This is a genomic window from Caulobacter sp. BP25, from assembly GCF_002737755.1.
GTDB lineage: Bacteria > Pseudomonadota > Alphaproteobacteria > Caulobacterales > Caulobacteraceae > Caulobacter.
The window spans coordinates 95,565-114,158 of the sequence record NZ_PEGH01000006.1; the positions used below are offsets into that span (position 1 = coordinate 95,565).

Sequence of the window (18,594 nt, forward strand, 5' to 3'; positions counted from 1 at the left end):
CTGAACAAGGGCACGGAAACGCAGATGGACCTCCGCTACCAAACCGGCTTCGGCTCCTACTTCGAGACCGAAGCCCATCCCGGCGCATTGCCGGTCGGGCAGAACTCGCCGCAGAAGGTTCCGTTCGGCCTCTATGCCGAGCAGCTGTCGGGCACGGCCTTCACCGCGCCGCGCCATGAGAACCGCCGCAGCTGGCTCTATCGCCTGCGGCCCAGCGCGGGTCATGGGCCATACGCGCCCTATGCGCAGGACAAGCTGGTCTCAGCCTTTGGCAGGCCGGTGACGCCCAACCGGTTGCGCTGGAGCCCGCTGGACATCCCGGCCGCGCCGACGGACTTCGTCGACGGTCTCGTCACCTTGGCCGGCAACGCCGACGCGGCGACGCTGTCGGGCGTCGGCGTCCACGTCTATCTGGCCAACGCCTCGATGCAGAACCGGGTGTTCTACGACGCTGACGGCGAGCTCTTGATCGTGCCGCAGATGGGCGTGCTGACGCTCGTCACCGAGTTCGGCGTGCTGACCGTCGGGCCGGGCCATATCGCGGTGATCCCACGCGGCGTGCGGTTCCGGGTCGAGGTCGAGGGGCCGTCGCGCGGCTATGTCTGCGAGAACTACGGCGCGGCCTTCCGCCTGCCCGAGCTCGGGCCCATCGGCGCCAATGGCCTCGCCAATCCGCGCGACTTCGAAACGCCGGTTGCGGCCTTCGAGGACATCGACGCGCCGACGCAGGTGATCCAGAAGTTCCAGGGCGCGCTGTGGGCCGCCGAATGGGATCACAGCCCGCTAGATGTGGTCGCCTGGCACGGCAATCTCGCGCCGTACCGCTATGACCTGTCGCGGTTCAACACGATCAACACGGTCAGCTTCGACCATCCCGATCCGTCGATCTTCACGGTCCTGACCTCGCCCAGCGACACGCCGGGCGTCGCCAACTGCGACTTCGTGATCTTCCCGCCGCGCTGGATGGTGGCCGAGCACACGTTCCGCCCGCCCTGGTTCCACCGCAACGTGATGAGCGAGTTCATGGGGCTGGTGCATGGCGCTTACGACGCCAAGGAAGGCGGGTTCGTCCCCGGCGGCGCGTCCTTGCACAACGGCATGAGCGACCACGGCCCCGACGTCGCCAGCCACCGCAAGGCCACGGAAGCCGAGCTGGCGCCGCACAAGATCGACGGAACCCTGGCCTTCATGTTCGAGAGCCGTTGGGTGATCCGGCCGACGAAGTTCGCGCTGGAGACTTCGGCGCTTCAGGCCGACTATGACGCGTGCTGGGCGGGCTTTCCCAAAGCGCGTCTACCTTAACAAGAACGAACAACGAGGAAGCGCCGATGAAGCTTGCGTCTCTCAAGGGCGGCCGCGACGGCCGGCTGGTGGTGGTCTCCAACGACCTGGCCTGGTTCACCGACGCTGGAACGGTCGCGCCGACCCTGCAGGCCGCGCTGGACAACTGGTGGCACTGCGAGCCCTTACTGCGCGGCCTGGCCGAGAGCCTTGAGCACGGCGCCGTGCCGCGCGAGCGCTTCCACGAGCACAATGCCGCCAGCCCCTTGCCCCGCGCCTACCAGTGGGTCGACGGCTCGGCCTATGTGAACCACGTGCAGCTGGTGCGCAAAGCGCGCGGCGCCGAGATGCCTGAGAGCTTCTGGACCGATCCGCTGATGTACCAGGGCGCGTCGGATGGCTTCCTGGCGCCCCGCGATCCGATCCCGCTGGCCGACGCCAGCTGGGGCTGCGACCTGGAGGGCGAGGTGGCGGTCATCGTCGATGACGTGCCGCTGGGCGCCACGCGCGAGGAGGCCCTGGCCGCCATCCGCCTTGTGATGCTGTGCAACGACGTCTCCCTGCGCAATCTGATTCCGGGCGAACTGGCCAAGGGCTTCGGCTTCGTGCAGTCCAAGCCGGCGAGCGCCTTCTCGCCGGTTGCAGTGTCGCCCGACGCCCTAGGCGAGGCCTGGAAGGACGGCAAGCTGCACGGCGCCCTGCTGGTCGAGCTGGACGGCAAGGCGTTCGGCCGCGCCGACGCCGGCGTCGACATGACCTTCGACTTCGGGACCCTGGTCGCTCACGCGGCCAAGACGCGCCCGCTGTGCGCCGGCACGATCGTCGGCTCGGGCACTGTCAGCAACCGCGACGCCGATGGCGGCCCCGGCAAGCCGATCAGCGACGGCGGCCTGGGCTATTCGTGCCTGGCCGAGGTCCGCACCGTCGAGACCCTTGTGCACGGCGCGCCCAAGACGCCGTTCTTGCTGGGCGGCGACACGATCCGGATCGAGATGAAGGACGCCAAGGGCCACTCGATCTTCGGGGCCATCGAGCAGACGGTCGAGCGGATTTGACGGACGAGGGCGCCGCCGCCGTTGGCCGTGTCTGGTCGACGCCAGCTGGGGTCAATCTCGGCCCGCTGGACCTGATCGCCGACGGCGGCGCGCGTAACTATGTCCTGCAGATCGGTGAGGCGCGCTTCCACGGCTTCGTGGTGCGCAAGGGCGAGGCGGTGTTCGGCTATGTCGATCGCTGCCCGCACGCCGGCCTGCCGCTGGCCCAGCAGCTGGACCACTACCTGACGCCGGATGGCGGCCTAATCGCCTGCTCGTGGCACGGCGCGGTGTTCACGGTGGAGGAGGGCGCGTGCGTCGGCGGGCCTTGCGTCGGCGCCAGGCTTTCGCCCTGGCCGGTCTTCGTCCGGGAGGGGCGTCTCTACACCGCCTAGGGCGTATCGCTGATCAGGATCTCACCAGGCGGATTTCCGGACTCCGGCGCCATCGAGGGATTGCCCGGATAGCGCTTGCCGTCGAACCGCAGGCGGGCCTCATGCGGTTTGGCGCCGCCACCCGCGACGAAGACGCCGATATCGCGCCAGCCCCGCGTCGCGCTCTCCAGACGTCGGATCGGCAGTTGGGCCACGCTGGCGCGCAGCACGACCTGATAGCCCGCCCTCGTTGGGGAGAGGACATAGAGATTGCAGCCGCCGCTGCCGCAGGTCTCGCGTCCGGTGGCGTAGATGAAAATCTCGGGCTTCCTGTCGCCGTTCAGGTCCGCTTGCGCGCTCTTAAAGGTCTCGATCCGCAGAACATCCCGGACATGGGCGCGCGCGGCGGCGGGAAGCGGCGGCGAGGCGGATGACAAGAGCGCGAGGGCGGCCAGGGCGATCATGGTCGCATGATAGGCGTCTGGCGGCGCCAGCCAAGGGCCGCGCTCGCTACACAAAAAAGAACGGCCGCCTCGCAGGAGGCGGAGGCGGCCGAGTCATTGGGAGGAAACGCCCGAAAGGGCTGAATTCCATATAGCCGGTTGAAATGAACCCGACAACGTTGTCAGGAAAATTCTTTCGCGTAACGGTGAAATCCGCCGCCCGCGTTGTCGGCGGGCGGCGGGTTGCGACTATTTCTTCTTGGCCGCCTGGACCTCGATCTCGACCAGCATGCCGTCGGCGACGAGGCCGGAGATCTGGCTGGTGATGCGCGACGGCTTGTTGGGCTGTTCGGCCGTGCCGAAGTAGGTCTTGTAGCCCTCCATCATGCCGGCGAAGTCCATCTTGCCGCCTTTGGCGGGGTCGCCGACCAGCAGGACGCGCATCATCACGACGTCGGCCATGGTGGCGCCTTGGGTCTTCAGGGCGGCCTCGATACGGCCCAGCACGCCAAGCGTCTGGGTCTTGGTGTCGCCGAAGCGCGCGACGCCGACAGCCTTGTCGTCGATCACGGGTGGGGTCATGCCCGAGACGTAGATGGTGTCAAAGCCGGCCGGCACGGTGACGACGCTGGCGATCGGCGACTTGGGATCGCCGCCGCGGACGATTTCCTGGGCGTGAGCGGCGCCGGCGAGAGCGCAGGCGGCCGTAGCGAGAGCGATAAGGCGTTTCATGGTTTCTTCCCTGGATGAATGTTGAGGATCAGTGGGCTTGTAGGCCACGGGCCTTGGCTTCGGCCCTGGCTGCGGCGCGGGCGGCGGCGACTTCAGTGGGCTTGATCGCCGCGCCCTTGTTGCCCCAGGTCGTGCGGGCATAGGTCAGGATCGCCGCGAGGTCGGCGTCGTTGATGTCGTCCTTGAACGCGGGCATGCCCGCGCGGCCGTTCAGTACGGTGGTGATAACCACCTTGGGCGGCCCCTGGACCAGGGGCGACCCGGCCAGTGGGGGAAGGCGCCTTTGACCCCCTTACCCGACACCTGATGGCAGGCCGAGCAGTTGTCCATGTACAGCGACTTGCCGTCCGCAGACGCGATGGCCGGGGCGGCGAGGCCCGCGGCGAGCGTCAGGGCGGCGATACGGTAGGCGAACGTCATGCGTATCCTCGGAACAGGGAGCTTAGACTTGCTGGACGCGGGCGTGGATCTTGGCGATCTGCTGCCAGGCCGACTCGATGGCGCCGGCCTGCCAGCCGCCAAGGTAGCTGAGGTGCTCGCCGGCTAGATAGAGGCGGCCGTCCGGCTCGCACAGTACGGGATAAGCCTCCTTGCGGCCGGTCTCGCCCCATTCAGCCCAGCCGCCCAGATTGTGCTCGGCCAGGTGCCAGCTGAAGGAGAAGGCGTTCTCGAAGTTCTCGGCGTATTCCGGGAAGACCTTCTGCCCGCCCGCCACAGCGAAGGCTGCGCGGTCGGCGGGGCTCTTGGCGCTGATGCGCGCGGCTTCGCCGCCAAAGGCGTAGTAGCCCAGCAGCACGCCCTTTTGACCTTGCCAGCCGTACGAGGGCAGGGAGATCGAGCCGATCCCCGCCAGGTCGGTATAGATGTGCCCGCCATAGATCTGGTGCTTGTCTTCCCAGAAGCGGCTCTTCATCTGCAGGCCGATCTTGTTGACCGGCGCGTAGGCCACGCCCTCCATCGCCGCCTTGAACGGGGCGGAGGCGTCCAGGTCGATCTGCTTGAGGACGCTCAGCGGGATGGTGCAGACGCAGTAGTCGGCCGTGATCTGGCTTGTCTTGCCGTCTGGGCCCTTGACCGAGACCGTGACGCCGGTGGGCGACTGCTTGATCTTCTCGACCAGGGTCGAGTAGCGGATCATCGGTCCGACCTGCTTTTCGAACGCCTTGGCGATCTGGTCCATGCCGCCGATCGGCTGCAGCATCGTGCGTTGCTGCTCGTAGCCCGTCACCGAGCTGAGAACGCGCCAGGCGTTGCTGTCTAGGACGTCCTTGAAGGCGAACGGCGGCAGTTCCTTGCCAGGACCCGGATCGACGCCCGCGCCCGGATGGACCGAGAAGCCTCGGCCCTCGGTGCCCTTGTAGCTCAGGTCCGATTTCGACAGCCGGCCTTCGTTGATGAGGTAGGCGATGAAGCGTTCGCGATCAACGCCCGAAAGCGGGGCGTCCAGCTGGCCTTGGCTGGCGGCCTTGGCCACCAGCTCGGCGGTATAGCCACGAACGTCTGCGGCGATCTCGCCCTTGCGGACGGGCTTGCCGTTCAGCGGGCCCTTGCCCTTTTCGAAGTAGACGTAGGAGGCGTCGTTGTCGTTGACGAAGCTCTCCAGAAGCACGCCGAATTTCTTCGTGTAGTGCAGCGTCGAGCGGTGGTGATACGGGATGCGCCAGGCGCCGTGATTGATGTAGTGCCCGTCGTCGAAGTCGCAGACTTGGGTGTTGCCCAGAAGATCGGTGTGCTTGAAGCCCTTACGCGCGGTCTGGCAGCGACCGCCGGCGAAGTCGCGAGCCTCGATGATCTGGACCTGGTAGCCGGCCTTGCTGAGCTCGTAGGCGGCGGTCATGCCCGCCAGGCCCGCGCCCAGGACGATAACCTTGGTGTTCTTGGCGCCGCCGGTCAGCTCGGGCGGTAGTTCGGTCGCCGAGGCCTGAGAGAAGCCCAGGGCTTCCATGCCCGACAGCACCAGCGACATGCCGCCGACCGCGGCTAAGCTTTCGAAGAAACGACGCCGGGTGAGTACGCCACCCGCCGTTACAGAATCCAAACCGCTCATTACACCCCGCCCTTTTTCGTTGGCCGGACGGTGACCCCGCGCCCGGCTTCGTCCAGCCGCGTTGGCCGGAACGGGGCTATCTCGAAATTCAGCTCCGCCGCGCGCAATCCGTTTTCAGTCGAGACGCGGACTGACCGATAGGACGCCTGACCATTGGGCGCCTACGACGGCGGTTGAGCGATCGGTGGGCGGGGTGGAAAGATCGTCGAGGACTCACCGAATCCCTGTTTTTCCACCCGCTCTCGCCGCCCGATGGATATGCCATGACCGCTTCCGCCATCCCCCTTCGCCTGCGTCTGGCCAAGCCCGAGGATATGCCTGTCCTTTCGGCCCTGATGAACCGGGCGATCGGCGATCTGCTGCCCGCCTTCCTGCCGCCCGAGGGGGTGACGGCGTCCTATGAGGTGATGGGGCTGGACACTCAGCTGATCGCGGACGGCACCTACTTCGTCGTGGAGGACGGAGGGGCGATCGCCGGCTGCGGCGGTTGGAGCCGGCGCGCGACCCTGTTCGGCGGTGACCACTCGGCTGGTCGGGACGCGGCGCTGCTGGACCCCGCCAAGGACGCGGCGCGGGTGCGGGCGATGTACACGCATCCCGATCATACCCGCAAAGGCGTGGGCCGATTGATCCTCGACGCCTGCGAGGTGGCGGCGCGCGCGGAAGGTTTCACGCGCGCCGAGATGGCCGCGACCATGGGCGGCGTGCCGCTCTATCGCGCCTGCGGCTATGTCGACATTGAACCGTTCGAGGCCGAGACCTCCAGCGGCTACCGCGTGCCGCTGATCCGGATGGGCAAGGCGCTGTAGTCGCTAAACAGAAAAGGGGCGGACCTTTCGGTCCGCCCCTTCGCTTTTCGCCTGAGCCTTGAGTTTTAGAACGAGAAGCTCAGTCGGCCATAGTAGTAGCCGCCGTTGATGCCGTAGGGCGAGAACGAGGGATACTGGGTGACGCAGCCGCCGCCGGACGCGACGCAGGCGGCCTGGAACGCGGCCGAGAACTTGTCCGGATACTTGTTGAACAGGTTGTTGGCCCCGATCGCGGCGACGACGCCCTTGGGGAACTTGTAGGAGAGTTCCGCGTCGGTGATCGCCGTGGCGCTGGCCACGGTGGTCTGCAGCGGACCGGTGCCCGGATCGGACAGGGCCGAGGCCTTGCCGTAGAAGGTCTCGGTCACGCTCAGAGTGACCTTTCGGAACGTGTAGAGGCCGTTCAGGCCGATCTTGTACTTCGGCGCGGCCTTCTCGAGCAGCGAGGCGGCGTTGCCGGCGAACAGGACCTGACCGCTCGGGAAGGTGGTGCTGGTCACGCCCAGAGCGGCCGGAGCGGCCTTGACCTTGGTGATCTTGGTCTTGTTGATGTTGCCGCTGAGGGTCCAGTCGATCCGGCCGTAGTCGCCCAGGTCGGTCGGGTAGGAGACCACGACGTCCAGGCCACGGGTGCGGGTGTCCAGACCGTTCGAGAAGATGTTGATGCCCGTGCTGGTGACGGTGCTGTCGAGCACGTTGCCGTTGGCGGCGATGGCGGCGTTGACGTTCGGGTTGACGATCACGCCGTTACGCATGCCGTAGACCGAGCTGGAGCCGAAGATCCGGTCTTTCAACTGGATCTGATAGGCGTCGATCGTCGCCGTCAGCTTCGGGATCGGGTGCGCCACGATGCCCAGGCTGTAGTTGGTCGACTTCTCGGGCTTCAGCTTTTCGATGCCCAGAAGGCGCGCGGCATTGGAGTTCGGCGCCAGCTGTACAAAGGCGCTGGTCGGCGAGACGTTGGTAGCCGAGTAGTAGGACTCCGCCAAGGTCGGGGCGCGGAAGCCAGTCGACACCGTGCCGCGGACGGCGATCAGGTCGTTGAAGTCGTAGCGGCTGGTCAGCTTGGCGACGGTGGTGTCGCCAAAGTCGCTGAACTTCTCATAGCGCAGCGCGCCGTTGATCTTCCACTCGGCGACCGGGCTGGTGGCGAGGTCGGTATAGACCGCCCAGCTGGTCCGCGAGTGACCGCCGGCGTCGGTCTTGGAGAAGCCCGGATACGACTGCGAGCCTTCCTTGTAGGTCGAGGCCGCGTCGCCGGCGCCGATGCGGTAGGTGTCGCGACGCTGCTCGTAGCCGAAGGCCACGTCCAGCGGGGCGGCCAGGCCAACGTCGAAGCCCTGGCGGACATCCAGGTTGTTGGTCCATTGGGTGGTGCGCCAGCTGCCGGCGTGGAACGAGGTGGGGGTGAAGCCCTTGGCCGTCAGGGTCGAGGTGTCGGCGTAGAGGCTGGCGTTGGCCGAGTCCTCGACGCGGACCTCGATGTCATCCTTGCCATAGGTCGACGCCAAGTCGACGTCCCAGCCGGCGACCTTGCCAGACAGGCCAAGGGTCAGGCCGTAGTCGTCCTCGATGATGCGCTCGCGAGGGCTAAAGCCCAGCGGGAAGGGGCGGTCGGCCGCGCCCTGCTTGCCCTGGACGCGATTGTAGCGGCGGTAGTTCTCGTAGGCCGAGGCGTCCTTGTGCCCATAGGTGCCGAACGAGTAGAGCTCGAACTCGGCGGGCAGCTCCACGCCGGCGTTGAAGGCTACGTTCTGCATCCGATACTCGGCGTCGCCCGAAATCAGGTTCAGGTTCGGATAGCCCGGGATCTTGCTCTCGATGGCGTTGTGGGCGGCCGAGTAGCTGGGGCTGGCGGGGTTGGCCACGCGCTGGTCGGCCAGGCCGCGGTTCGAGAAGCCGTGGTACTTGGCCTCGACCGTCAGGTTTAAATAGCTGTTCTCGGTCGGCGCCATGCCGATGTTGACCGAGCCGCCGGCAGTCTTGCCGCCGCCGTCGATGTATTCGCCGCCGGTGGCGAAGATCGAGCCGCCGGAGGCGTTCTTCTTGAGGATGATGTTGACGACGCCGGCGATGGCGTCGGTGCCGTATTGGGCGGCGGCGCCGTCGGTCAGCACTTCGATGCGACCGATGCTGGCCATCGGGATGAAGCCGAGGTCGGCGGCGGCGGCGCCTTGATAGACGCCCGACAGGACCGCGAGGTTGCCGGTGGTGTGACGGCGCTTGCCGTTGACCAACACCAGGGCCTGGTTGGGTGAAAGGCCGCGCAAGCGGGCCGAAAGGGTCAGGTTGGCGGTGTCGCCGCCAAAGGCCTGGGCGTTGAACGACGGCACCAGGTTTGCAAGGCCCAGGCGCAGGTCAACCTGACCCGTGCGCTCAAGGGTGGCGGTGTCGACGACTTGGACGGGGGCTGGGCTGTCGATGACACGCAGGCCGGTTTGGCGCGTGCCGGTGACGATGATGGTGTCGACCTCAGCCTGGTCGGGCGGCGTGGCGGCCGCATCCGCGGCAAATGCGTTAGAAGAGTATCCAATAGTAACCGACAAGGCAGAAATACCCGCCAACAATGCGGGTTTAAAACGCCGATTCATAAACTACCCCCTCATTCTGTTTATTGACGCGCTAAGATTCCCTTCTCCATGGCGTTTTTCTCCCGACGATTATATTTTTTTGACGCGGGCACTGAAAATCATCGGCAACTGGCCGATCTATTCATTGGGGGGAGAAGTTTCGGCGTTCGGCAATGCGGGGGTGGCTGGAAAGAGCGAGAACCGCTCTGGCGCCTCATGGGCGCCATTTTGCGCGGCGGTCGATCTCGGATTTTAGGCAGAACGGCGTTTTCGTTCGTGGTCGGAAATCACGCGGAGCGTGTCCAGCGCCCCTCGCTCACGCGCAAAGGCGCATCGGCTCGGCCATCTCATCGGTCTCTTCGGTCTCGAACAGGTCGAAGGCCTCTTCCCACGCCGTGAGGCGGGAATCGCGCAGGTCGGCGTCGTCGGTGATCCGCACGATCTGGTCTTCGCGGTCGTCCCAGACGAGGCCGATGTCGGTGACACGCTCAGCGTCGCGGCCCAGCAGCAGGAAGATGTCAGCCTTGGCGGCGCGCTCGTGGCTGATCCGGCGCAGGATGCGGCCGCCGCCCAGGTCGCGATAGATATCGGCGTAGTCGAGCACGGCCGAGATCATGGCGGCGTTGACGGGGGCGACGGCCCAGGGGGAACAGGCGAAGCGCGACATCAAGGGCTCCTTGGAGGGGTCTCCACTCTCGACGTTTGAAGAATGTGCGCGCACTGCGACAGAAGCGGTCGTATAAGCTCCCGCCATGCGACACGAGAAAGCCACCCGTCTTCTGGACCTAGCGCGGATGCTGGCCGGCTCCGCCGAGGGACTGACCCTCGACGAGATGGCTGAGGCCCTGGACGTTGGGCGCCGCACCGCCGAGCGGATGCGCGACGCGGTCTGGGCCGCCTTTCCCCAGATGGAGGCGATCGACGATCCGCCGACCAAGCGCTTCCGCATTCCGTCCGGGCTGGATGGCGTATTCCAGACGCCGACCGCCGAGGAGTTGGCGGCCCTGCGCGGCGCGGCCGACGGCTACAAGGCCTCTGGCGCCGAGGCGCGCGCGGCCTCGCTGTATGCGCTCGAGGCCAAGCTGCTGGCCGCACTACGCGGTTCGGCGCGGCGGCGCGTCGCCCCCGACGTCGAGGCCCTGGTCCAGGCCGAGACCATCGCGGTCCACGCGGGGCCCCGGCCGTTCGAGGACGCAGGCGTGCTGTCGGCCATCCGCAACGCGGTCAAGGGTCTCCAGGCCCTGTCATTCCGCTACGAGGGCGGCAGCACGCCGGGCCGCACGCGCGAGGTGACGCCGCTGGGCGTCCTGTTCGGGCGCAGCAACTATCTGGTGGCGCTGGAGGGCAAGGGCGGCAGGCCGCGCTCCTGGCGCCTGGACCGGATGAGCGACCTGAAGGTGCTCGATAAGCCGGCCTCGCCGCCGGAGGACTTCTCGCTGCAGGCCTTCGCCGATGAGAGCTTCGGCATCTATCACGACGAGATCCAGGACGTGGTCCTGCGGATCAACAAGGGCCGCGCCGAGGACGCCCTACGCTGGCGCTTCCATGCGACTCAGCAGGTGACACAGGAGGCGGATGGCTCGGTGCAGGTCACCTTCCGCGCGGGCGGCATGCGCGAGCTGTCCTGGCACCTCTTCACCTGGGGCGGCGACATCGAGATCGTGTCGCCTCAGGCGCTGAAGGACATGATGGTCCAGGAACTGCGCGAGGCTGGCCGCGCGCACGGGGCGTGGTAGGGAGCGAGATGAATTACCGCCATGCCTTCCACGCCGGAAACTTCGCCGACCTGCAAAAGCACGTGATCCTGCTGGCCATGCTTTCGGCCTTGCAGCGGGAAAGCCAGGCGCTGGCGGCGATCGACACCCACGCGGGCGCGGGAGCCTATGATCTGTCCGGCGAGATGTCGCGACGGTCGGGCGAGGCGCAGGCGGGGCTCTTCCGTCTGAAGGCGGCGAGCGACGCGCCGGCGGTGTTCGCGCCGTTGCTCGCGGCCGTACTCAAGATCAACAGCGGCCAGGCTGGCGACCTCTATCCCGGCTCGCCGCTACTGATCGCCCGCGCGCTTCGCACGAGCGACCGCTACGCCGGCTGCGAGCTTCGGCCGGATGACGCGCTCCTGCTGAGCAAGACGCTGGCGCCCTACGCCAACGCTAAGGCGCTTGAGGCTGACGGCTACGCCACCGCCGCCGCCCAGGCGGGGAGGGGCGGGCGAGCCTTCGTGCTCATCGACCCGCCGTTCGAGCGACCGGACGACTATGCGCGGATCGCCCAGACCACCCGCGCGGTCCTCGCCCGCGCGCCCGACGCGGCCTTGGCCATCTGGCTGCCGATCAAGGACCTCGAGACCTTCGACGCGTTCCTGCGCGCGATGGAAACCGTCACCAAAGACCTGCTAGTCGCCGAACTCCGCCTGCGGCCCCTGACGGACCCCATGAAGATGAACGGCAGCGCGATGATTATGGTCGGCGCCCCCGCCAGCGTGGAGGCGGCGGCCACGGAGGCCGGTGAATGGATCGCCGCGCGGCTGGGCGAGCCCGGCGGCCGCTCGCGCGTCTGGCGGACCTGACTTGAAGCTCAAGGCCGCGCCCCGTTTCGGTGAGACCCTGCCGGTCTGGCTGAAGATCGGCGTGCTGGGTTTCGGCGGTCCGGCCGGCCAGATCGCTCTTCTTCATAAGGAGGTGGTCGAGAGCCGTGACTGGATCGACGAGGACGAGTTCGCCCGTGCCTTGAGCTTCTGCATGCTGCTGCCTGGCCCGGAGGCCCAGCAGCTGGCGACCTGGCTGGGCTGGCGCCTGCACGGGATCCGAGGCGGCGTCGCGGCCGGTTTGCTGTTCGTGCTGCCGGGCTTGCTGGTGATGCTGGGGTTGTCGGCGCTCTATATCGCCTACGGTCGATCGGACTGGGCCGCGCCGGTGTTGCTGGGCTTGAAGGCGGCGGTGGTGGCGCTGGTCCTGCAGGCCCTGTTGAAGATCGGCAAGCGCGCGGTGAAGGATCGGCTGTCGGCCTTTGTCTGCGGCGCGGCCTTCGCGCTGCTAGCCTTCACGACCGTGCCGTTCCCGCTGGTGGTGCTGGGCGCGGGCGTGCTGGGTTGGCTGACGGCGAGGCAGGGCGGGGCGCCGGTCGCGGAAGCTGCGACGCCCGCGAAAGGGCAAGGGCGCACGGCGTTGACATGCCTGGCTCTGTGGTTGGCGCCGATCGGCCTGGCCTGGCTGTTGGCCCCCGGCTCGACCCTGGCCTGGATGGGCTTGGCGTTCGGCGGCCTGGCGGCGATCAGCTTCGGCGGGGCCTATGCGGCGCTCGCCTATCTGGGCCAGGCGGCTTCGGCGTTCGGCTGGCTGACGACGACCCAGATGCTGGACGGTCTGGGCTTGGCCGAGACGACGCCCGGCCCGCTGATCCTGGTCTTCGTCTTCGTCGGCTTCGTCGGCGCCTTCCAGACGGCCGCGCCGGAGTGGGCCTGGGCCTTGGCCGTGCTGGGCGGGCTGATGGCGGCCTGGACCACCTTCGCGCCCTCGTTCCTGTGGATTTTCGCCGGCGGACCACTGTTCGAGCGCTGGGGGCGGCGACCGCGTCCGGCCCGCGCGCTCGCCTTGATCTCGGCCGCAGCGGTCGGGGTGATCGGGCAGCTAGCGCTCTGGTTCGCCATCCACCTGCTGTTCCGGTCGGGCCAGACGCTGGAGGCTGGTCCCGTGCGGGTCATGTTGCCGGATCTGGGAAGCCTCGACTACGCCGCGCTTGGGCTGACGGCGCTGGCCCTGATGCTGGCCAGCCGGCTGCCGATGCTGGCGATGATCGCGGCCATGATCGTCGCGGGCGTGCTGCTGAAGGCGGTCGGACTTAGTTGATGTGACGTTATCATTTTCGCGCTTGCGAAAGGAAATTCCGTGTTATGCTGCGACGCACAAAATCGCGGTAGCCGGGAGCGCCCCATGGTTTCCTCGTCCTCCTTCTTCCCAGCATTTGACGCCGACAAGATCGAACCGGGACCCGCCCCTCGCTTCGCGATGGGCGCGGCCTCTCCTCTTTGGATGATGTTCGGCGGCGCGGCTGTCGCTGGCGCCACCTACTGGTGGTGGGCTTCGCGGTGGCGTGAGGCGGTGAACCTCGAGGCCGTGTTGGCCTTGGCCCCAGAGCCCGTCGCTCCAGCCGCGCAGGCCCAGGAAGTCCTGGAAACCACGCCCGAGCCTATCGTCGAGGTCGTCGCCCTCGCCGTCGAGACGACCGAGGCCGTGATCGACGCTGTCGAGGAGACGACAGAAACCTTGGCCGAAGCCACGCTAGTCGTGGCCGAGGCGGCGCAGGACGCGACGACCGAGACGGTCGAGGCGCTGACCGAGACCTTGTCCGAGACCTTGGCCGAGACGACGCCGGTCGAAGCGACGTCGTTTGAAACAGCTCCCGTCGAGACCGCGCTTGTCGAGGACTCTCCGGTCGAGCCGGCCGTCGAAGTCGCCGAAGTCATCAGCGTGCTCGGCGACGACCTCACGCGCTTGGTGGGGGTTGGCCCCAAGCTTGCCGCCTCGCTGGCCGAGCAGGGCGTCACCACCTTCAGCCAGATCGCTGCCTGGACGCCTGAGGAGCTGGCCGAGGTCGACCTGAAGCTGGGCCTGAAGGGGCGCGCCGAACGCGACGCATGGGTCGCCCAGGCCAAGCGTTTCGCGGCAAGCGCCGAGGCTCAACCCGCCACGGCTTAAGCCGCGCCTGGACGTCGCCGTTCCATCAGCAGGATCGGCGACCCTTTGTAGGTGGCTTGGGTCTTTGTTCGGAAACCAACCTTGGTCGCCAGGGTGATCGAGGCCGCGTTCTCGACGTTGATGATGCAAGGGACCACTGCGGGCGCGAGGGCCTGGTCGATCCAGGTCAGGCCCGCGCGGACCGCTTCGGTTCCGAAGCCTTGCCCATGCGACCAAGCCGCCAGCACCCAGCCCATCTCGGGCAAGTCGTAGAGGCTGGGCTCCAGTTCGCGCCGCAGGTCCGCAAAGCCGACCTCGCCGACATAGCGCCCCGTCGCGGTCTCGCGCACGGCCCAATAGCCGTAGCCAAGCACCTCCCAGAGGCCCCGGGCCCGCATCAAGCGCGTCCAGCTCTCTTCCTCGGTGAACGGGCGGCCCCCGACGTGGCGGGTCACCATCGGATCGGCCCACATGGCGCGGCTATCCTCGAAATCGCCCAAGGTTGGCGGCGACAGGGCGAGACGCGCGGTGGTCAGGGTCGGAGCAGGCATCGGCGCGAGGTTTGCGGAAGGGATACGCCGCAAGCTACACGGACGAGCCTCTCAGGAAAGACCCCATGACCTCGCCCGTCGACGCCATCGCCGCCCGCCGCAAGCTGACCAACAAGTTGATCGCCGCCAAGGACGCCGCGCGCCTCAGGCCCTTCTTCGATCCGCGCGTCACGCTGATCGCCGGCGACGGCTCCCTGCTGTTGGGCGCCGAGGATGTGCTGGCGGCGTTCGCGGGGCAGTTCGCCGAGAGGGGCTTTGTGGCCTATGTCCGCACCACCGAGGACATCGCGCTGAACGCCGAAGGGACGCGCGCCGCCGAGCGGGGTCGCTGGGTCGGCGCCTGGAAGGACGCGCCAGAGCAGTCTGGGACCTATCTCGCCACGTGGAAGAAGGTCACCGGCCAGTGGGTGATCGAGAACGAGCTGTTCGTGACGCTGGCGTGATCAGTAAGGCTGGACGCGGCCACATGACTCGGAATTAATTTCGCGCCGATGGGCGGCGGCCTTACGCCTTCGTCCTCCAAATAGGTTCCTGGGAGGAAAAGCCTTGCTCAATCGCCGTCAGATGATGTTCGCCTCCGCTGCGGCGGGGTTCGCCGCTACGGGCGGCCTGCCGTCCCTGGCCCTGGCCCGCGAGGGCGAGGTCGCCAAGCTGAACGCCCTGTTCGACGAGGCGATGGCGATCCAGCTTCGCCAGTCACCCGAGACCGCCACCGGCCTTGGCCTCGACAACGGCGATCTGGCCTGGACCAAGGGACTGCTGGGCGATCGTTCGTTCGCCGCTATCGAGGCCGGTCAAGCGATGACCAGCAAGCAGCTGGCCGCCCTGCGCGCCATCGACCGTCGCGCGCTCAAGGGCATGGATGCGGTGAACTACGACACGGTCGAGTTCATCCTGTCGGTGCAGGACGAGGGCAACAAGAAGTTCACCTATGCGGGCGGCGGCTCGGGCGCGCCTTACGCGCTGAGCCAGCTGACGGGCAGCTACCAGTACATGCCCGACTTCCTCGACACCCAGCACAGCATCGAGACCAAGGCCGATGCTGACGCCTATCTCTCGCGGATGGAGGGTTTCGCGCGGCTGATGGATCAGGAGACGGCGATCGCCAAGCGCGACATCGCCGACGGCGTGATCCCGCCGGACTTCGTCATCGACAAGGCCTTGATCCAGATGCGCGCCTTCGCCGACACGCCGACGGCCGAGGCGCCGCTGGTCAAGTCGATCGCGCGTCGGACCAAGGACAAGAAGATCGCCGGTGACTGGGCGGGCGAGGCCTCGAAGATCTATGAGAACTCGGTGCTGCCGGCGCTGAAGCGTCAGATCGCGCTGATGGAGAGCATCCGCCCGAAGGCCACGCATGATGCGGGCGTCTGGCGGCTGAAGGGCGGCGCTGACTACTACGCGCTGTCGCTGAAGAACTACACGACCTCGACCCTGACGCCCGACGAGATCCACCAGCTGGGTCTGGACATGGTCAAGTCGATCGAGGCCGAGGCCGATAAGCTGTTCAAGAAGATCGGCATGACCAAGGGCACGGTCGGCGACCGGATGCGCAAGCTGGGCGAGGACTTCTATCCGAACACGGATGAGGCCAAGGAACAGCTGATCAAGGACCTCAACGAGAAGGCCAAGTGGATCGAAAAGCAGCTGCCGGCCTATTTCGGCCAGCTGCCCAAGGCGCCGCTGGAAATCCGCCGCGTGCCCAAGGCGATCGAGGCCGGCGCGCCGGGCGGCTACTACAACTCGCCTTCGCTGGATGGGAAGCGTCCCGGCATCTACTGGATCAACCTGCGCGACACCAAGGAGCAGGCCAAGTACACCCTGACCACGCTGACGGTGCACGAGGGGGTTCCGGGTCACCACCTGCAGCTTTCGCTGTCTAACGAAGCCCAGGGCCTGCCCATGATCCGCAAGATCATTGGCTTCTCGGGCTACGCCGAGGGCTGGGCGCTCTATTCCGAGCAGCTGGCCGTTGAGATGGGCATCTACAAGGACGACCCGCGCGGCCAGATCGGCATGCTGCACGACGCCCTGTTCCGCGCTGTGCGCCTGGTGGTCGACACCGGCATGCACCACAAGAAATGGAGCCGCGAGCAGGCCATCAAGTACATGGCCGAGACCATGGGCGACGAGGAAAGCGGCGCGATCACCGAGATCGAGCGTTACGTCGTTTGGCCGGGCCAGGCCTGCAGCTACATGATCGGCAAGATCGTGTTCCTGCGCGCCCGCGCCAAGGCCCAGAAGGCGCTGGGCAAGAAGTTCGACATCCGCGAGTTCCACGACGCGGCTCTGCTGTCGGGCATGACGCCGCTGACCGTGCTGGAGCAGGTCGTCGACAACTACATCGTCGCCAAGGGAGGCAAGGCCTAAGGCCTATCTGGCGCTCTTCCTCCGGTTCCGGGGGAGGGGCGCTCCTTTATCCCCAGCTCTCGGAAGCGCCCGCGCGTCGCGCCATAGCGCGAACAGGTGCGGTATGGCGCAGGGCGGGGGAGGGCTTTTCGGCGGCCTTGCCGTAGAGCCAGCCCTGAGCGAAGTCGACGCCGGCGCTGCGGACGATGTCCTCGACTTCCGGCGTCTCGACCATCTCGGCGACGGTGCGGATTTTCAGGTCGCGGCACATCTGCACCAAATGGCGGACCATGGCGCCGTCGCGGCTGTTGTCAGCCAGCTCGCGGACATAGCAGCCGTCGATCTTCACGATGTCCAGGTTCAGCTGCTGCAGATAGGCGAACGAGGCCGAGCCGGCTCCGAAGTCGTCCAGGCACACCATCGAGCCCATGGACCGCAGCGCCTGGATGTTCTGGTTGGCGTACGGCAGGTCGTCGATCGCCGAGGTCTCGGTGATCTCGAATATCAGGCGGCCCTTGGCGTTGTCGAAGCGGGCCAGCATGCGGTCGATGTGGTCGACAAAGGTCTCGCTGACGATCGTGCGGCCCGAAATGTTCACCGCCAGCTTCAGCTTGCCTTCGTAGTCGTTGGCCAGGCGCTTGATCACCTGCTCCACCACGACCTTGTCGAGCTCCTCGATCAGGTCGAACTCCTCGGCCATGCGGATCATGGCGAAGGGGCTGGCGCCGTCCTCGAACCGCACCAGCGCCTCGTGGTGGTGGGCCTGGCCGGTCGACAGCGCGACAACCGGCTGGAAGGCGAGGTTGAAGCGGCGCTGGGTGATGACCGCACTCAAGGCGCCGGCCTGGGCCAAGGTGCGCTTGACCGAACGATTCATCGCCTCGGTCAGGTTGGCGGGCGGGCCTTCCTTCAGCCCAGCGCGCAGGAAGTCGTCGAGGGCATAGCGCAAGGCCCGCAAGGCCCGTGACGGCGGCGCGGCGTTCTCCAGCGGCACCACGTGGGCGCTGGCCTCGGCATTGACGATCCGGCTAAGGCGCTTGAGCATCGTTTCCGACTGCTCGTCACGCGAGCGCACCAGGGCGAAGCGGTCCTGCGACAGCTGGGTGGCGGCCGAGCCGCCATGGGACTCCGCGCGCACCGCGCCGGCGACCCGGACGTCCAGTTCGGCGGCCTCGCTTGGCGACAGGCCATCGCGCATGGCGCCCAGGCCCGCGAACTCGACCATCGCCAGCTCCAGCTCCATGCCGGTCGCGCGGGCGGCCTCGAATAGGCCCTTGGCGATGTCGTCGAACGACTCGCGAGGTTGCAGCTCGCCGGGCTTCAGCGCGGGCGCGGACGCCTGGGCGGCGGTCACGGCGCACGAAATGCGGCCTTCGTTCTCGGGCAGGGCGCGCAGGATGACCCCGACGTGCCGTGCCTGATCGTCGGCAAGGCGCAGCACAATCGGGCCTCGACGCTGGCCGTCGTCCGCCGACGCGAGGACAGCGTCCATCAGGGGGCGGTCATCCGGGTGGAAAAGCGCGCTCCAGGCCGCGCCCATCAGGGCGGCTTCGCTTCTGCCCATGATCCTTTGAGCCGCGCCCAAGGCCAGACGCACCTGACCGCCACGCAACTCCACGAGGAGATCGGCGCTGGCGAAGGCGAGGCCCAAAAGGCGACGAGGATCGATCGACAAAGCGGCCTTCTCCAAGACTGACTTGGAAGCTTCCACAATTGGCTTAAGGAGCGGTT

General features: G+C 67.1%; 17 protein-coding genes and 1 pseudogene. 10 read left to right on the forward strand and 8 right to left on the reverse strand.

The window, feature by feature from the left end; translation table 11 throughout:
- Nucleotides 1–24: 24 nt before the first annotated feature.
- From hmgA to CSW59_RS03735, 3 genes are read left to right on the forward strand one after another with little or no spacing between them, the layout of a single operon-like run.
- Nucleotides 25–1,302, forward strand: coding sequence for a homogentisate 1,2-dioxygenase (gene hmgA / locus CSW59_RS03725; protein WP_099442797.1), 1,278 nt, complete (start codon nucleotides 25–27; stop codon nucleotides 1,300–1,302).
- A gap of 26 nt (nucleotides 1,303–1,328) precedes the next feature.
- Nucleotides 1,329–2,336: a fumarylacetoacetate hydrolase family protein gene (locus tag CSW59_RS03730; RefSeq protein ID WP_099442767.1), complete on the forward strand. Its 1,008-nt coding sequence runs from the start codon at nucleotides 1,329–1,331 to the stop codon at nucleotides 2,334–2,336.
- Nucleotides 2,333–2,710, forward strand: coding sequence for a Rieske (2Fe-2S) protein (locus CSW59_RS03735; RefSeq protein WP_099442768.1), 378 nt, complete (start codon nucleotides 2,333–2,335; stop codon nucleotides 2,708–2,710). The genes CSW59_RS03730 and CSW59_RS03735 overlap by 4 nt, the downstream gene beginning before the upstream one ends.
- Here the strand turns inward: CSW59_RS03735 and CSW59_RS03740 are convergent.
- The 4 genes and pseudogenes from CSW59_RS03740 to CSW59_RS03755 form a co-directional block, all read right to left on the reverse strand.
- Nucleotides 2,707–3,153: a hypothetical protein gene (locus CSW59_RS03740; protein ID WP_143754943.1), complete on the reverse strand. Its 447-nt coding sequence runs from the start codon at nucleotides 3,151–3,153 to the stop codon at nucleotides 2,707–2,709. The genes CSW59_RS03735 and CSW59_RS03740 overlap by 4 nt on opposite strands.
- A 228-nt stretch (nucleotides 3,154–3,381) precedes the next feature.
- On the reverse strand, nucleotides 3,382–3,864 hold the full coding sequence (locus tag CSW59_RS03745; RefSeq protein WP_099442770.1) for a RidA family protein: 483 nt from the start codon (nucleotides 3,862–3,864) through the stop codon (nucleotides 3,382–3,384).
- Nucleotides 3,865–3,892: 28 nt separating this feature from the next.
- Nucleotides 3,893–4,284, reverse strand: a pseudogene (locus CSW59_RS03750) (cytochrome c).
- A 22-nt stretch (nucleotides 4,285–4,306) separates the two neighbouring features.
- Nucleotides 4,307–5,911: a flavin monoamine oxidase family protein gene (locus CSW59_RS03755; RefSeq protein WP_099442771.1), complete on the reverse strand. Its 1,605-nt coding sequence runs from the start codon at nucleotides 5,909–5,911 to the stop codon at nucleotides 4,307–4,309.
- A 263-nt stretch (nucleotides 5,912–6,174) separates the two neighbouring features.
- Here CSW59_RS03755 and CSW59_RS03760 point away from each other — a divergent pair, with 263 nt between their 5' ends.
- Nucleotides 6,175–6,720 (forward strand): GNAT family N-acetyltransferase, encoded by a 546-nt coding sequence (locus tag CSW59_RS03760; protein ID WP_099442772.1) that lies wholly within the window; start codon nucleotides 6,175–6,177, stop codon nucleotides 6,718–6,720.
- A gap of 65 nt (nucleotides 6,721–6,785) precedes the next feature.
- Here CSW59_RS03760 and CSW59_RS03765 read toward each other — a convergent pair whose 3' ends face one another.
- Entirely contained in the window at nucleotides 6,786–9,266 is a 2,481-nt protein-coding gene (locus CSW59_RS03765) for a TonB-dependent siderophore receptor (protein WP_236632150.1), read from the reverse strand.
- 340 nt (nucleotides 9,267–9,606) lie between these two features.
- The gene (locus tag CSW59_RS03770) at nucleotides 9,607–9,957 is read right to left on the reverse strand and encodes a hypothetical protein (RefSeq protein ID WP_099442774.1); all 351 of its coding nucleotides are present in this window, start codon (nucleotides 9,955–9,957) and stop codon (nucleotides 9,607–9,609) included.
- 85 nt (nucleotides 9,958–10,042) lie between these two features.
- Here CSW59_RS03770 and CSW59_RS03775 point away from each other — a divergent pair, with 85 nt between their 5' ends.
- The 4 genes from CSW59_RS03775 (at nucleotide 10,043) to phaH (ending at nucleotide 13,984) form a co-directional block, all read left to right on the forward strand.
- The gene (locus tag CSW59_RS03775) at nucleotides 10,043–11,026 is read left to right on the forward strand and encodes a YafY family protein (RefSeq protein ID WP_099442775.1); all 984 of its coding nucleotides are present in this window, start codon (nucleotides 10,043–10,045) and stop codon (nucleotides 11,024–11,026) included.
- 8 nt (nucleotides 11,027–11,034) lie between these two features.
- The gene (gene rlmJ, locus CSW59_RS03780; protein ID WP_099442776.1) at nucleotides 11,035–11,856 is read left to right on the forward strand and encodes a 23S rRNA (adenine(2030)-N(6))-methyltransferase RlmJ; all 822 of its coding nucleotides are present in this window, start codon (nucleotides 11,035–11,037) and stop codon (nucleotides 11,854–11,856) included.
- Between the two features lies 1 nt (nucleotide 11,857).
- The gene (gene chrA, locus CSW59_RS03785; protein WP_099442777.1) at nucleotides 11,858–13,135 is read left to right on the forward strand and encodes a chromate efflux transporter; all 1,278 of its coding nucleotides are present in this window, start codon (nucleotides 11,858–11,860) and stop codon (nucleotides 13,133–13,135) included.
- 84 nt (nucleotides 13,136–13,219) lie between these two features.
- Nucleotides 13,220–13,984 carry a phasin PhaH gene (gene phaH, locus CSW59_RS03790; RefSeq protein ID WP_099442778.1) on the forward strand — a complete coding sequence of 255 codons (765 nt, stop codon included), beginning with the start codon at nucleotides 13,220–13,222 and terminating at the stop codon, nucleotides 13,982–13,984.
- Here the strand turns inward: phaH and CSW59_RS03795 are convergent.
- The gene (locus CSW59_RS03795; protein ID WP_099442779.1) at nucleotides 13,981–14,514 is read right to left on the reverse strand and encodes a GNAT family N-acetyltransferase; all 534 of its coding nucleotides are present in this window, start codon (nucleotides 14,512–14,514) and stop codon (nucleotides 13,981–13,983) included. The two genes, phaH and CSW59_RS03795, sit on opposite strands and share 4 nt — an antisense overlap.
- 65 nt (nucleotides 14,515–14,579) lie before the next feature.
- Here CSW59_RS03795 and CSW59_RS03800 point away from each other — a divergent pair, with 65 nt between their 5' ends.
- Nucleotides 14,580–14,957, forward strand: coding sequence for a nuclear transport factor 2 family protein (locus tag CSW59_RS03800; RefSeq protein ID WP_099442780.1), 378 nt, complete (start codon nucleotides 14,580–14,582; stop codon nucleotides 14,955–14,957).
- Between the two features lie 103 nt (nucleotides 14,958–15,060).
- Nucleotides 15,061–16,884 carry a DUF885 family protein gene (locus CSW59_RS03805; RefSeq protein WP_099442781.1) on the forward strand — a complete coding sequence of 608 codons (1,824 nt, stop codon included), beginning with the start codon at nucleotides 15,061–15,063 and terminating at the stop codon, nucleotides 16,882–16,884.
- 46 nt (nucleotides 16,885–16,930) lie between these two features.
- Here the strand turns inward: CSW59_RS03805 and CSW59_RS03810 are convergent, their stop codons facing one another.
- Nucleotides 16,931–18,538 (reverse strand): EAL domain-containing protein, encoded by a 1,608-nt coding sequence (locus CSW59_RS03810; RefSeq protein ID WP_099442798.1) that lies wholly within the window; start codon nucleotides 18,536–18,538, stop codon nucleotides 16,931–16,933.
- Between the last annotated feature and the right edge of the window lie 56 nt (nucleotides 18,539–18,594).

Bases quoted from the DNA above. Each gene is read 5' to 3' on its own strand.
- hmgA (WP_099442797.1), top strand. From the start codon at position 25: ATGGACCTCCGCTACCAAACCGGCTTCGGCTCCTACTTCGAGACCGAA.
- CSW59_RS03730 (WP_099442767.1), top strand. From the start codon at position 1,329: ATGAAGCTTGCGTCTCTCAAGGGCGGCCGCGACGGCCGGCTGGTGGTG.
- CSW59_RS03740 (WP_143754943.1), bottom strand. From the start codon at position 3,153: ATGATCGCCCTGGCCGCCCTCGCGCTCTTGTCATCCGCCTCGCCGCCG.
- CSW59_RS03745 (WP_099442770.1), bottom strand. From the start codon at position 3,864: ATGAAACGCCTTATCGCTCTCGCTACGGCCGCCTGCGCTCTCGCCGGC.
- CSW59_RS03755 (WP_099442771.1), bottom strand. From the start codon at position 5,911: ATGAGCGGTTTGGATTCTGTAACGGCGGGTGGCGTACTCACCCGGCGT.
- CSW59_RS03760 (WP_099442772.1), top strand. From the start codon at position 6,175: ATGACCGCTTCCGCCATCCCCCTTCGCCTGCGTCTGGCCAAGCCCGAG.
- CSW59_RS03770 (WP_099442774.1), bottom strand. From the start codon at position 9,957: ATGTCGCGCTTCGCCTGTTCCCCCTGGGCCGTCGCCCCCGTCAACGCC.
- CSW59_RS03775 (WP_099442775.1), top strand. From the start codon at position 10,043: ATGCGACACGAGAAAGCCACCCGTCTTCTGGACCTAGCGCGGATGCTG.
- rlmJ (WP_099442776.1), top strand. From the start codon at position 11,035: ATGAATTACCGCCATGCCTTCCACGCCGGAAACTTCGCCGACCTGCAA.
- phaH (WP_099442778.1), top strand. From the start codon at position 13,220: ATGGTTTCCTCGTCCTCCTTCTTCCCAGCATTTGACGCCGACAAGATC.
- CSW59_RS03795 (WP_099442779.1), bottom strand. From the start codon at position 14,514: ATGCCTGCTCCGACCCTGACCACCGCGCGTCTCGCCCTGTCGCCGCCA.
- CSW59_RS03800 (WP_099442780.1), top strand. From the start codon at position 14,580: ATGACCTCGCCCGTCGACGCCATCGCCGCCCGCCGCAAGCTGACCAAC.